This is a genomic window from Streptomyces cinnabarinus, from assembly GCF_027270315.1.
Classification (GTDB): domain Bacteria; phylum Actinomycetota; class Actinomycetes; order Streptomycetales; family Streptomycetaceae; genus Streptomyces; species Streptomyces cinnabarinus.
In genome coordinates this window covers 452970-466164 of the sequence record NZ_CP114413.1, presented here as the reverse complement: position 1 = coordinate 466164, position 13195 = coordinate 452970, and the positions used below count along the sequence as shown (strand labels likewise).

The window sequence follows — 13195 nt, the reverse complement described above, 5'->3', positions numbered from 1 at the left end:
CGAGGGTCGGGGGCATCGGTATGCCGGTCAGCCGTCGACGAAGGTGAGGCTGGTGGCGTCGTAGCGGTCGCCCGCGATGCGCTCGGGCGTCGCGGCGGACTCGATCGCGGCGAGCTCCTCGTCGGACAGCTCCAGATCGAGCGCCGCGAGGTTCTCCTCCAGGTTCAGCTGCCGCCGGGTGCCGGGGATCGGGACCACGTCGTCGCCGCGGGACTGCACCCAGGCCAGGGCGAGTTGACCGGCGGTGACGCCCTTCGCGCCGGCCAGCTCCGCAAGCCGGGCCACGATCGCCGGGTTCCGTTCGAGATTGCCGTCGGCGAACCGCGGCTGGCCGCGGCGTACGTCGTTGTCGGCCATGGTCTCGACCGAGCTGTACCGGTCGGTGAGGAAGCCGCGGCCGAGCGGGGAGAACGGGACCAGGCCGATGCCCAACTCGCGGCAGACCGGCGCGATCCGGGCCTCCAGGTCCCGGGTCCACAGCGACCACTCGCTCTGGAGCGCGGCGATCGGGTGCACGGCGTGGGCGCGCCGGAGGGTGGAGGCGCTCGCCTCGGACAGTCCGAGGTGGCGGACCTTCCCGGCGCGCACGAGCTCGGCCATCGCGCCGACGGTCTCCTCGATGCGGACCTCGGGGTCGACACGGTGCTGGTAGTAGAGATCGATGTGGTCGACGCCGAGCCGGCGCAGCGACGCCTCGCAGGCCTGGCGCACATAGGCGGCCTCCCCGCGGACCTCGGTGGGCTCGCCGAGCCGGTTGGCGAAGCCGAACCTGGTCGCCGGACGAGCTGCCGTACCCATGGCTCATGCCCATGCATCCCAGCCCCTGCGCGGACACGGTGAGTTCGCCCAGACTCCGGGTGGGAAAGTCGCCACCTTTCGGCCAGTGATCTCCGGGAATATGCCAGGAGACTGGCCGGAAAGTCATGGTGACAGTGTTTCAGTAGTGAACATACTCATCTGAAGAGGGACCTTCACGCGGAGCGAAGACTTGATCACGCACCGCACCTGAGCCGCACGGAAAGCGAGGCCCTGCCGAGAGGCGATCAGCTCACGGGGGAGTGAGACGTGCACGACGAATTCCTGTGCCATGTCACCGCGTACGGCACCTGCGGCGGCCGGCGCATCGGTGTACCGCTCGGCACCTACCGGGCGCCCACCCTGGCCCTCGCCCTGTGGTGGTTACGGGACCGCGCCTCCTGGATCGCCGAGCGGCTCGACCCCCGGCCCGAGGCCGACTACATCCCGCCGAGCGCCCTCGTGCCGGTCGCCTCGACCACGCCCGACGTGCCCACCGTGCTCCGCGTCTGGTGCGGGGACACCCGTCAACAGGAGCTGGTGGCCGAGCAGTTGGCCGCCGGACGGCTGATCCGGATCGCCACCAGCGACGACACCACCGAGTACGAACTGCTCGCCGAGTCGATCGACGCGATGCGCATGCAGCGCACCAGCCCCACCCTGGTCGTCCCCGTCGCCTGATCGTCCGCGCCGGGCGCGCGAACGGGCTAATCGGTAGAATTCTGGCATGGCGGAGCGACCGCTCGCACCGACTGCGCCCGTACTCGTCCTGGAGACCGAGTCGGGCTCCACGGTGATGACCCCGAGCCGCGACTACCACGTCGGACGCGACCCGCTGAGCGACGTCGTCATCGACGACGCCCGGGTCTCCTGGCACCACGCGGTCCTGCACCCCGAGACCGACCACTGGACGCTCCAGGACGAGCACAGCACCAACGGCACCTACACCGAGGGCCGGCGCGTCCACGAGCGGGACGTCGGCCCCGGTACCGTGATCCGCTTCGGCAACCCCGCCGACGGCCCCCGCGCCGTCCTCCTCGGCCGCCCGGCACCCGGCCCGGAACGCCCCTCGGCCGTCTCCATGCCCGCCCAGACCGGCACCTTCCGGCAGCCGACCAGCGTCCGGCCGCTGCCCACCACCCGTACCGTCCGCATCGGCCGGGCCCCCGACAACGACCTCGTCATCGACGACCTCATCGTCTCCCGGCACCACGCCGAGCTGCGCGGCCTGCCGGACGGCGGCCACGAGATCACCGACCTGGGCAGTCACAACGGCACTTACGTCAACGGCGCCCCCGTCACCACCGCCCCGGTCCGCCCCGGCGATGTGATCGGCATCGGACACTCGGCGTTCTGCCTGGTCGGCGACGAGCTCCAGGAGTACGTCGACACCGGCGAGGTCTCCCTGGAGGTGCAGGACCTCACCGTCGCCGTCGACCGCGGCCGCAAGACCCTCCTCGACGACGTCTCCTTCCCGGTGGGGGAGAAGTGCCTGCTGGCCGTCGTCGGACCGAGCGGCGCCGGAAAGTCCACGCTGCTCAACGCCCTCACCGGACAGCGGCCCGCCGACCACGGCACCGTCGTCTACGACGGCCGTGACCTCTACCGCGACTACGCCGAGCTGCGCCAGCGCATCGGCCTGGTTCCGCAGGACGACATCCTGCACGCCCAGCTCACCGTCCGCGCCGCCCTGTCCTACGCCGCCGAACTGCGCTTCCCGCAGGACACCGCCAAGGCCGAACGCCAGGCCCGGGTCGACGAGGTGATCCGCGAACTCGGCCTGGAACAGCGCGCCGGACAGCCCGTGCACAGCCTCTCCGGCGGCCAGCGCAAGCGCGTGAGCGTGGCCCTGGAACTGCTCACCAAGCCCTCCCTGCTCTTCCTCGACGAACCGACCTCGGGACTCGACCCCGGCATGGACCGCTCGGTGATGCACATGCTGCGCGGCCTCGCGGACGACGGCCGCACCGTCATCGTCGTCACCCACAGCGTCCTCAGCCTCGACGTCTGCGACCGCCTCCTGGTCCTCGCGCCCGGCGGCCGGATCGCCTACTACGGGCCGCCCGAGGACGCCCTCCCGTTCTTCGGCTTCGACGAGTGGCCGGAGGCCTTCGAGGCCTTCGAACGCGACCAGGACCGCAACTGGGCCGGCGGCTACACCAGCTCACCGCTGCACCGCCGGTACGTCATCGACGCCACCGCACAGCCCCGGCTGACCCGCACCGGACCGGTCGTCATCACCCCGCCGCGCCGGCCGCGCAGCCGCGGCGCCCAGCTCGGCACCCTGATCCGCCGCTACACCGCGGCGCTCAGCGCCGACCGCACCTTCCTCGCCATCATGATCGCCCTGCCGTTCGTGATGGGCGCCATGGCCCGCGCCCTGGCGGGCAGCGCCCTGACCCGGGACACCGCGATGAACGCACTGCTCATCCTGTGCGTCGGCGCGGTCCTCACCGGCGCGGCCAACGCCGTGCGCGAACTGGTCAAGGAACGCGTGATCTACCGGCGCGAACGCGCCGTCGGCCTGTCCAGATCGGCCTACCTGATGTCGAAGGTCGTGGTCCTCGGCACGGTCACCGTGCTCCAGGCCGTGGTGCTGACCCTGGTCGCCCTGCTCGGCGTCGATCTCAACGCGCCCGGCGGCGAGGGCGTGCTGATGCCACCGCTGATCGAGATCACCATCGCCGTGGCGCTGCTGGCCTTCACCGCGATGATGCTCGGCCTGCTGGTCTCCGCGCTGGTGCGCAAGGAAGAGGTGACGATGCCGCTGCTGGTCCTGCTCGCCATCGTCCAGGTCGTCTTCTGCGGCGCCCTGCTCAAGCTCGACGGGGTGCCCGGCCTGGAGCAGCTCTCCTGGCTGGTGCCCTCGCGCTGGGCACTCGGCGCGATGGCCGGGACCGTGGACCTGGCGCGGATCGTGCCCGGCGAGCTGACCGGTGACCCGCTGTTCGGCCACTCGACGGGCGTGTGGCTGCTCAACATCGGCATGCTGCTGGTCCTGTCGGTGGTCTTCGGCTACGTGGTCTCCTGGCTGCTCCGGCGCCAGGAACCCGTCGTGATGCGGAAGTAGGCGCATGCCATGGCGACTCCAGGCTTCCGGCCCACCCATGTCGTCCCCGGCCGCGGAATGCCCGCCTGGGAGGTCCCCGACCCGGCCCGGCCCACGGTTCCGCTGGACGCGCTGCTGCCCGTACAGCTCCTGGAACGGCGCGGCGACTGGGGCCGTGTGCTGTGCGCCAACGGCTGGTCGGCCTGGGTCGACGCCCGCCACCTGGTCGCCGTACCCCAGGAACCGCCCGTGCCCGACGCGGCCCTGGCGCGCACCGCCGACCCGCGCCCGCATCTCGCCCGCGCCGAGCAGACCCTGTCCCGGTACCGGTCAGCGGTGGAGGACCTGGCGGCCGGCGGCCTGGACGGCGAGTCCTTCCGGGACCGCACGCACGGTCTGCGGATCGGGGTGGTCGTGGAGGGCGAGCACGCGTGGCTGTACGACTCCGAGCACGGGCGCTGGGTGTACGCGGACGGACTGCGCCTGGGCACCTTCACCACCGACGAGGCGCCCCGCACCGACACCGGGGACCCCGGCCTCACCGCGACCCGGGTGGTGACCCCGGATGGCCCGTGAGACCAGCCTGTTCTCCGGCCGCCCCTCCGAGCTGATCGGCCGGCAGGTCGCCGGGTACCGCATCGAGGAGGAGATCGGCCGCGGTGGCATGGCCGTCGTCTACCGCGCCCGTGACCTGCGCCTGGACCGTCCGGTCGCGCTGAAGCTGCTCGCCCCCGAACTCGCCCGCAACGACACCTTCCGCCGCCGCTTCAGCCATGAGTCCCGAGCCGCCGCCGCGATCGACCATCCGCACATCGTGCCGGTCTTCGAAGCAGGCGAGACGGACGGCGTCCTGTTCATCGCCATGCGCTACGTCGACGGCAGCGATCTGCGCCATCTGCTGGACCGCCAGGGCCCGTTGCCGTCCGCGACGGCCGTACGGATCGCCGCGCAGGTGGCCTCCGCGCTGGACGCCGCCCATGAGCACGGTCTGGTCCACCGGGACGTGAAGCCCGGCAACATCCTGGTCGCCCGCGGCACGGACAGCGACCACCCGGAGCACGCCTATCTGACCGACTTCGGACTGACGAAGAAGTCCCTGTCGCTGACCGGGGTCACGACCGTCGGCCAGTTCGTCGGCACCCTCGACTACGTGGCGCCGGAACAGATCTCCGGCAAGCCGGTCGACGCCCGCTGCGACGTGTACGGCTTCGCCTGTGTCGTCCACGAGTGCCTGGCCGGACAGCCGCCCTTCCGGCGCGACGACGACATGGCGCTGCTGTGGGCCCACCAGTACGACCAGCCGCCGCCGCTGACGTCCCTGCGGCCCGACCTCCCGGCCCCGGTCGACGCCGTGTTCGCCAAGGGCCTGGCCAAGAGCCCCGATGCCCGGTACGAGTCCTGCCTCGCCTTCGTCGCCGCACTGCGCACCGCCCTGCGCGGTGATGAGCCGGAGGTGGTGACGGAGGTGGTGGCGCATCCGCCGACCCGGGTGGATCTGAGGGTCGCGGAGGAGCAGGGGGAGCCAGAAGGGCTGGTGGAGCCGGTGGAGCCGATGGAGCCGGTGACGGAACCGAAGCCGCCGCCCCGTTGGGCCGAGCCGTTCTTCGGTGCACGGCGCTGACGAGCGGTCGGCTGGCGCCCTGAAGGGGCGACCTACCGTCCCACTCGCCGCCGCAGCACCTGCGCGAGCAGCCCTCCGAGGAAGCCCCCGACCAGCCCCCACAGCGCCGCGAAGCCCAGCGCCCCCCACACCTGCGGCTCCAGCACCAGCTCCCCGCCCAGATCGCCCCCGAGATCCCCGATGCCCAGCACCGACAGCCCGTAGTGCGCGGAGATCCGCCCGACGAGGCAGATCATCAGCACCGTGAGGACGAGCGCCACGCCCAGATGAACGGCGTGCTGCCAAGCACGCACCCGCCGCGGGGAACGGGCCGCCATCACGAACGCCGCCGCCAGGACCAGCACCGCGTCCACGGCCACCAGCCACCACACCCGGCTGTCGTAGTCGGCGAGCGTACTGAGGTTGAGCGTCGCGGTCTCCTTCCCGCGCAGCACCTCGTCCAGCACATGCGGCATCGGCAGCCCGAACGGCCCGTCCACCCGGCCCTCCCAGGTGGCGCCGAAGCCGATGGTGAGCGCCAGCCACACCAGGTTCGGCAGCCCGAGCAGAATGACCGCGAGGGTCTCCCGCGCATGCCCCCGGGCCACGGCCACGACCAGCCCGATCACCACCCCCAGGGCGACGCAGGCGAGCAGCAGCACGACCATCGCGTACGCGGCCGGGCGCACCGACTCCTGGAAGCGCAGCAGCCGGGGCGGCAACGGAGCGCCCGGGGACACCAGCAGGGCGAGGATCATGACGCCCACGAGCCACAGCAGTCCGAAGAACAGCGTCGGCGGGACGTCGGTGCGAAAGCCGACCTTCGGCGAGATCCCGAAGAGCTCGCCCAGGTCGCTCAGGGCGTCGTCGCCGAGCGCGATGGTGAAGTCCTGGCGGGCGGCGAGGGCCAGACCGAGCAGCGCCAGCAGCCACAGCAGGGCGACCCGGCCGGCCCAGCCCGCCAGTTCCGTCGCACCGGTCACCGCCCGGTGCCGCAGCGGCCGCAGGAACGCGGCGGCGGTCACCAGGGCACCGGCGAGCGTGACGGAGAGCGGCATCACGGTGAGACCGGCCGCGGACTCGGCGAGGCCACCGGCGTCGCCGGACATCTCGACCGTGCCGCCGACGGCCGTGACCACGGTCGCGGCGACGACCCGGGGGAAGGCGTTGTCCGGGAGCCCCGTCGCCCCCGCCGCCCAGAGGCCCAGGGCGGCGACGACCCCCATGGAGATCAGCCCGGCCAGCACGGCGACGAGGGCCTGAAGCCAGCCGTGGTGGGCAACTGCCTGGTCGGAGGGGGTGCGCACGCTCACCCTGCCACGCTAAGCAGCACCGGCGCGGCCCGCCCGCCGGGAGGTCCGTCCGCGTCGGCTTGCGCACCGCGCGGGGCAGGAGCACACAATGGTCACGATGTGGAAACGCGGCTGATGTGATGAATTGCCGCGGATGTCCCGCATCGGGAAGAAGGGATCGTGAGCGTCGAACCTCCGTCGTCCGGACGCCCCTCGGGACCCCCCTCGGGCCCCCTGTCCGGTCCCTCGCAACCGCCTTCCGGGCCGCCCTCCGGCAGCGGCGGGGTCCCGCCCTCCCAGCCCCCGGGCAGCAGCGGCGGAATGCCCCCCGGCCCGCCCACCGGCGGCGGCAGCACTGGTGGCGGCATCCCCCCGGAGCCGGAACCCCAGCGGCCCTGGTGGCGGTCCGTACCGCGGATCGCCATGGTGGCCACGGCGGTGGTGGCCGCCGTGGTGATCGCGGTCGTCTTCAGCCGCGGTGACGGCGGCTCCGGCTCCGGCGGCGAGGTCTTCCTCCAGGCCGCGAGCAAGACCGGCCCCGACCCCTTCACCGAGTCCACCGCCACGGACAGCTCCGCCCCGCCGGTCACCCCGGCCCCGGCCACCGAGTCCGCCGAAGCCAACGCCGTCCAGGGTGTCGACGGCGGCGCCCCCGGCCTGTACGGCGGCACCCGCAACGTCGCGAGCTGCGATGTGGAGAAGCAGATCAAGGCGCTCCAGACGGCCCCGGCGAAGAACACGGCGTTCGCCTCCGTGGCCGGCGTCGACCCGTCCGGCGTCCCGGCCTATCTGCGCGACCTGACCCCCGTGCAACTGCGCATGGACACCCGGGTCACCAACCACGGCTACCGCGACGGCAGCGCCACCAGCTACCAGGCCGTCCTCCAGACCGGCACCGCCGTCCTCGTCGACGACCGCGGCGAGCCCCGGGTGCGCTGCGCCTGCGGCAACCCGCTGACCCCGCCGGTCGCCCAGCAGTCCGCGCCGAAGCCCACCGGCGACTCCTGGCCGTCGTACAACTCCTCGAACGTGGTGGTGGTCCAGCCCTCCACGGTCGTCATCAACGTCTTCGTGGTCTACGACCCCGAGCACGACGACTGGTTCCACCGGCAGCACGGCGACACCGGGGGCAAGGACCAGAAGACGGACCCGCCCGCCCACCAGCCCAAGCCGTCGACGATCACCCCGCCCTCGACGTCCCCCGGCACCACGACGGCCTGCCCGCCGCCGACGGGAGCCACCGGTGAGGCGACCGACTGCCCGTCGACCCCGACGTCGCCGTCCGCGCCGACCTCGCCCTCCGAGCCGACCTCGCCGTCCGAATCGACGAGCCCGCCGACCTCGCAGCCCCCGTCGGAACCGGAGTCACCCGACGTCTCCAGTCCCTCGGTGCCCCTCGCCTCCACCACGACCGCCCCGGCGAGCAGCTCGCTCGCCACGAGCGGAAGTCCCTCTCTCTCGCCCTCGGTGTGACGCACCCGGCTTCCGGCACGGGGACTGCCCGGCGCGGCACTGGGTAAGAGGCCTGGTGCAGCAGCGTCCGGCCGAGGCCGGCTTCCGAGAGAGACACGCATGATCGAACACGACGGGGCAGTGATTCCGACCGGCTTCGACGTGCCCGTGGAACCGCTCCGGCAGGCGGCCCACTACAGCGGGGAGCCGGGGTGCATCGCCGAGGCACGCTCCTTCGCCGCCTTCTTCCTCGGCCGGCTGCGCACGGAATGGTGCGCCGACATCGGCGACCGGACCCACGAGGAGGTCCTCCTGGTCGTCAGCGAGCTGGTCACCAACGCCGACCGGCACAGCAACGGCCCGTACATCCTGGACCTGGAGGGCACCGACGCCCAGGTCGCGGTCTGTGTCTACGACAGCAGCGCCGCACCGCCCCGCCGTTTCCCCCGCGACCCCGAGCGGGTCGGACGGCACGGTCTGGAGATAGTGCACGCGCTGGCGACGGACGTCGCCGTCGAACGCGTCCCGGTCGGCAAGCGGGTCCGCGCGGTGGTGCGGCTGACCGGCCGGTGACCGAAGGCCGGTCAACTCCCTGTTCGCGCAGGGCGATTCTCCCCAGGGCAGAACGCCGAACCCTTCCCCGCGCGGCCACGGCTCCTAGGCTGGGAAGGTGACCAACCAAGCGCCGAACCAAGCCCGCGTCATCCCGCTGCGCCCGCCGACACGCCAGGAACCCCCGCGCCCCGGCTCCGGACCCGCCCCCAAAGAACCCCTGTGGCGGCACCTGGTCGGTGACGTGCTGCGGCGCGAGCGCCTCGCCCAGGAGCGCACCCTCAAGGACGTGGCCGACGCCGCCCGGATCTCGATGCCCTACCTCTCCGAGGTGGAGCGAGGCCGCAAGGAGGCCTCCTCGGAGGTCCTCGCGGCCGCCGCCCACGCCCTCGGCCTCGGCCTCGGCGACCTGCTGTCCCGGGCCCAGGGCGAGCTGATCCGCCTGACCAGCCGGCACGGTGCGGTCAGGGGACGCGGCACGGCCGGTTCGTCGTACGACGGACTCTGCCTGGCAGCCTGACAGCGCCCGCCCGGCGCCTCACACCCCGGCGAGGCGCCGGCTCACCACCTGGTCGGCGAGGCCGTACGCCACGGCCTCCTCGGCGGTGAAGACCTTGTCGCGGTCCATGTCGGCGCGCAGCGTCGCCACCTCGTGATGGGTGTGCCGGGCCAGCACCTCCTCGACCTGCGCGCGGATCCGGACCATCTCCTTGGCCTGGAGCGCCAGATCGGAGACCGTGCCCTGGCGCCCGCCGCTGGCCGGCTGGCCGAGCAGCACCCGGGAGTGCTCCAGCACCGACCGCCGCCCGGGATCCCCGCCCGCCAGCAGCACCGCCGCCGTGGACGCCGCCTGTCCCACGCAGAAGGTGGAGATCGGCGCCTGGACGTAGGTCATCGTGTCGTAGATCGCCATCAGCGAAGTGAAGGATCCGCCGGGCGAGTTGATGTAGATCGCGATCTCGTTCTCGGGTGCCGCCGACTCCAGATGGAGGAGTTGCGCGATGACGACATTGGCCACCCCGTCGTCGATCTCGGTGCCCAGAAAGATGATCCGCTCGTTCAGCAGCCGACTGAACACATCGAAGGACCGCTCACCCTGGGGGGTGCGCTCGATGACGTTCGGAATCGTGTAACTCCCCATGACTACAGCCCCATCCGTCGTTTCCCGGCCGCCGGGCTGACATCCGTGAAGGACTCCACCACCCGGTCGACCATGCCGTACTCGAGGGCCTCCTCGGCCGTGAACCAGCGGTCCCGGTCGCCGTCCCGGGAGATCGTCTCCGGGCTCTGGCCGGTGTGCTCGGCGGTGATCCGCTCGATGGTGCGCTTGGTGTGCTCCAGGTTCTCCGCCTGGATCTCGATGTCCGCCGTGGTGCCGCCGATCCCGGCCGACGGCTGGTGCATCATGATCCGCGCGTTCGGCAGGGAGTAGCGCTTGCCCGCGGCGCCGACGCTCAGCAGGAACTGGCCCATGCTGGCGGCGAAGCCCATCGCGAGCGTCGCGACGTCGTTCGGGATCAGCCGCATCGTGTCGTAGACGGCGAGGCCCGCGTGGACCGAGCCGCCCGGGCTGTTGATGAACAGGCTGATGTCGGTGCGCGGGTCCTCCGCGGACAGGATCAGCAACTGCGCGCAGACCCGGTTCGCCGAGACCTCGTCGACCTGTGTGCCCAGCAGCACGATCCGCTGCCCGAGCAGCTGGGCCGCCAGCTGGTCGTCGAACCGGGTGGGCGTGGTGTCGCCCTCCTCCGCCCGCGGAGCGAGCATGGTGAGTGGAGTCATGGGACCTCCTCGTCGTGGCGTGGATGCCGTCGACTCCACTGTCGACCGCGGACCCCCGCCGCCGGGGATTTCTCTGCCCGCGGCAGATTCGCCGAGGGCAGAGCGATGAGTTCCGGCGTGCGGAGCGGTCGATACAGATGACCGCTTTCCACGCCCCAGGAGGTACTCATGGCCCGCAACGGATTCACCACGTGTCTCTGGTTCGACACCCAGGCGGAGGAAGCCGCCGACTTCTATGTCTCCGTCTTCAAGAACTCCAGCATCGGCAGGACGGCCCGCTACCCCGAGGGCTCCATGCGGCCCGCCGGAACCGTGATGACGGTGGAGTTCACCGCCAACGGCCACCCGTTCCTCGCGCTCAACGGCGGCCCCGAGTTCAAGTTCAACGAGGCGATCTCCCTGATGATCTACTGCGAGAACCAGGAGGAGATCGACTACTACTGGTCCAAGCTCATCGAGGACGGCGGCGAGCCCGGCCCCTGCGGCTGGCTCAAGGACCGGTACGGCGTGTCCTGGCAGGTCATCCCCGACAGCCTCGACGCCATGACCAGCGACCCGGACCCGGCGAAGGCGTCCCGCGCGACCCAGGCGATGCTCGGCATGGGCAAGCTCGACATCGCCGCCCTGCAGAAGGCGCACGCGGGCGAGTGACCCGGTGCCCCGCTAGGCGCCGCGGATCACCCGGGTGACCTCCCGCGCCATCCGCAGGATGCCGGGCGACCGGACCGGGCACGGCTTCGGGGTGGACGTTGTGGGCGCCAGACAGAAGTGCAGATAGTCGTCGTCGCGGTGCAGGGCGGTGCGGTCGCGGCCCGGTGCGGTGCAGTAGTCCGGGTGCGCGCGCTCGTAGTCCGTGCACGGCAGCTCCCGCACCCAGGTGTAGCGGGCCCCGCCGGCGCTCACCGTCCGCCCGGCGTCCGCGACGAGATCACCCGAGGCGTCGGCCCGCTCCTCGTACAGCGCGTTCACCCGCCGGACCCGGTCGGGAGTGATCGGGTCCGGGCCCTGGAGCACCCAGATAATCCGCGGGCGCCGCTCCCCGCCCGCGGCGGCGATCTGCCCGGTGAGCTTCTCCAGGTCCGCCGCGTACCGGTCGAAGTACGTCCGGGGATCGGCGTCGTGGGTGATGCCGTCCATGCAGGGCGTGTAGCCCCAGGCGTTGCCCCAGAACTGGAGCACCACGAAGTCCGGGCGCAGCGAGCGCACCAGCGTGGCTGCCTTGTCGGCGTCCGGGACCAGCGAGCGCTCGCCGGTGCCCTCCAGATAGTCGCAAGGGGTCGTGCCCGAGTACGGGGCGCTGGTGTACTCGGCGCGCAGCTCCCGGCGCAGCTCGCTGCCGAGCACCTTCTGCGCCTCCATCGCGAGCGAGTCGCCGAGGTAGAGCACGGTCGGCGCCTCGACCGAGGCGGTCGGTGAGGCGGGCGCCCGCTGCTGGGTCGTGGCCGACGCCCTCGGCACCTCGGGGGCGGGCGCGGACTCCGCTCCCGACGTCGGATCCCCGCAGCCGCCGAGCAGTGCCACGCCGAGCAGTAACCCCGCCATCCACGCCTTGCGCATGCGGCAACTCCCGCCCCGGAAACCGAAAAACGGCTCCCCAGGCAAGCACAGCCGCGCCGCCGGTGGAAGACCCGCGTCGACCACAGTCCGCGGGGCACCCCCACGATCGAGTGGTACGCGCCAACTGCCGTGAGCGTGCCCGCCGTTGATGCCTGGCTCGCTGGGCTCCGCGCCCTGGTCCGGCCGGGCGCGGAGCTGAGCGGTCTCACACCCGGTCGGCCGCGATCATCAGGTACTGGAAGCTGCCGTTGCGGTAGGCGTCGAGGAAGGTGTCCTCGATTCCGGTCACCAGATGCCCGGCCTGGCGGCGCAACTCCCAGTAGGGGATGGTCGCCTCGGTGAGGTCCTGCACATGGACCGGTACCAGCCGGTTGCGGGCCATCGCCCGGAAGTACGCCGAGCGCGGATGGATGTCGCAGATGTAGTGCGCGTTGATCAGGGACACCTCGCGCGAGGCCCGGCCGTAGGTGTCGTTGTAGCAGCCGGTGATCACCACATAGCGTCCGCCGCGGCGCAGCAGCCGGGAGTGCTCGGCGAACAGCAGGTCCAGCTCGACGTACATGGTGGACTCGTTGTTCCACGAGGCCGAGAACGCGCCGGTCGGGAAGCCGGTGTCGAGCATGTCCCGGCAGTGGTAGCGCACGCTGTGGTCGATGCCCCGCTTACGGGCCTGCTCGTTGGCGAACTCGGCCTGCTTCTCCGAGAGAGTGACACCGTCGGCCTCGCAGCCGGAGCGCAGATGCGCCACCACACTGCCGCCGCCGCGACCGCAGCCGGCGTCGAAGACCCGGTCGGCGGCGGAGAGCGGGCCGAGCCGGCCGGCGAGCAGCTCGGCCTGGGCGTGTTCGAGCCGGTGCAGTTCGGCCGTGATCCGCTCCTCGCGCAGCTCGGGGTCGGCGTCGTCGAGCACCGACCAGTCGACGTCACCGACGCCGTAGTGGTGGTGATACAGGTCGTCGATCTTTCCGAGTTCGAGGTTGACCGGGTTCTCCTCGGCGTTCCAGTAGTCCGCCACACTGTTCTGGTACCTGGACTGGGGCGGCACCGCTGCGGACACGGTGTCGACGTGGGGGGAGCTCAACGCGGATTCCTCCTGGTGCTTCTGACGTGCTGTCA

13 protein-coding genes and 1 pseudogene are annotated in these 13195 nt (G+C 71.9%); 8 read left to right on the top strand and 6 right to left on the bottom strand.

What is annotated here, in order from left to right:
- Nucleotides 1–27: 27 nt before the first annotated feature.
- A pseudogene (locus tag STRCI_RS02165) lies at nucleotides 28–811 on the bottom strand (aldo/keto reductase).
- Between the two features lie 254 nt (nucleotides 812–1065).
- Here STRCI_RS02165 and STRCI_RS02160 point away from each other — a divergent pair.
- From STRCI_RS02160 to STRCI_RS02145, 4 genes are read left to right on the top strand one after another with little or no spacing between them, the layout of a single operon-like run.
- Entirely contained in the window at nucleotides 1066–1476 is a 411-nt protein-coding gene (locus STRCI_RS02160; protein WP_269657073.1) for a hypothetical protein, read from the top strand.
- 46 nt (nucleotides 1477–1522) lie between these two features.
- Nucleotides 1523–3865, top strand: coding sequence for an ABC transporter ATP-binding protein/permease (locus STRCI_RS02155; protein ID WP_269657072.1), 2343 nt, complete (start codon nucleotides 1523–1525; stop codon nucleotides 3863–3865).
- 9 nt (nucleotides 3866–3874) lie between these two features.
- The gene (locus STRCI_RS02150; protein ID WP_269657071.1) at nucleotides 3875–4420 is read left to right on the top strand and encodes an SH3 domain-containing protein; all 546 of its coding nucleotides are present in this window, start codon (nucleotides 3875–3877) and stop codon (nucleotides 4418–4420) included.
- Nucleotides 4410–5465, top strand: coding sequence for a serine/threonine-protein kinase (locus STRCI_RS02145; RefSeq protein ID WP_269657070.1), 1056 nt, complete (start codon nucleotides 4410–4412; stop codon nucleotides 5463–5465). Before STRCI_RS02150 ends, STRCI_RS02145 begins: the two co-directional genes overlap by 11 nt.
- A 32-nt stretch (nucleotides 5466–5497) precedes the next feature.
- Here the strand turns inward: STRCI_RS02145 and STRCI_RS02140 are convergent, their stop codons facing one another.
- Nucleotides 5498–6757 (bottom strand): streptophobe family protein, encoded by a 1260-nt coding sequence (locus STRCI_RS02140; RefSeq protein WP_269657069.1) that lies wholly within the window; start codon nucleotides 6755–6757, stop codon nucleotides 5498–5500.
- A 159-nt stretch (nucleotides 6758–6916) separates the two neighbouring features.
- On the opposite strand from STRCI_RS02140, the gene STRCI_RS02135 reads away from it, so the two are divergent.
- From STRCI_RS02135 to STRCI_RS02125, 3 genes are all read left to right on the top strand, one after another.
- Nucleotides 6917–8209, top strand: coding sequence for a DUF6777 domain-containing protein (locus tag STRCI_RS02135; RefSeq protein WP_269657068.1), 1293 nt, complete (start codon nucleotides 6917–6919; stop codon nucleotides 8207–8209).
- A gap of 99 nt (nucleotides 8210–8308) precedes the next feature.
- The gene (locus tag STRCI_RS02130; RefSeq protein ID WP_269657067.1) at nucleotides 8309–8761 is read left to right on the top strand and encodes an ATP-binding protein; all 453 of its coding nucleotides are present in this window, start codon (nucleotides 8309–8311) and stop codon (nucleotides 8759–8761) included.
- 97 nt (nucleotides 8762–8858) lie between these two features.
- Nucleotides 8859–9260 (top strand): helix-turn-helix domain-containing protein, encoded by a 402-nt coding sequence (locus STRCI_RS02125; RefSeq protein WP_269657066.1) that lies wholly within the window; start codon nucleotides 8859–8861, stop codon nucleotides 9258–9260.
- Nucleotides 9261–9278: 18 nt separating this feature from the next.
- On the opposite strand, the gene STRCI_RS02120 is transcribed toward STRCI_RS02125, so the two are convergent.
- Together STRCI_RS02120 and STRCI_RS02115 are read right to left on the bottom strand one after the other, a co-directional pair.
- A complete protein-coding gene (locus STRCI_RS02120; RefSeq protein WP_269657065.1) occupies nucleotides 9279–9881 on the bottom strand; it encodes a ClpP family protease in 603 nt (200 codons plus the stop codon).
- Between the two features lie 2 nt (nucleotides 9882–9883).
- Nucleotides 9884–10522, bottom strand: coding sequence for an ATP-dependent Clp protease proteolytic subunit (locus STRCI_RS02115; RefSeq protein ID WP_269657064.1), 639 nt, complete (start codon nucleotides 10520–10522; stop codon nucleotides 9884–9886).
- A gap of 168 nt (nucleotides 10523–10690) precedes the next feature.
- Here STRCI_RS02115 and STRCI_RS02110 point away from each other — a divergent pair, with 168 nt between their 5' ends.
- A complete protein-coding gene (locus STRCI_RS02110; protein WP_269657063.1) occupies nucleotides 10691–11173 on the top strand; it encodes a VOC family protein in 483 nt (160 codons plus the stop codon).
- A gap of 12 nt (nucleotides 11174–11185) precedes the next feature.
- Here the strand turns inward: STRCI_RS02110 and STRCI_RS02105 are convergent, their stop codons facing one another.
- The gene (locus STRCI_RS02105) at nucleotides 11186–12079 is read right to left on the bottom strand and encodes an SGNH/GDSL hydrolase family protein (protein ID WP_269657062.1); all 894 of its coding nucleotides are present in this window, start codon (nucleotides 12077–12079) and stop codon (nucleotides 11186–11188) included.
- Nucleotides 12080–12284: 205 nt separating this feature from the next.
- Nucleotides 12285–13160, bottom strand: coding sequence for a geranyl diphosphate 2-C-methyltransferase (locus tag STRCI_RS02100; RefSeq protein ID WP_269657061.1), 876 nt, complete (start codon nucleotides 13158–13160; stop codon nucleotides 12285–12287).
- Nucleotides 13161–13195 lie beyond the last annotated feature (35 nt).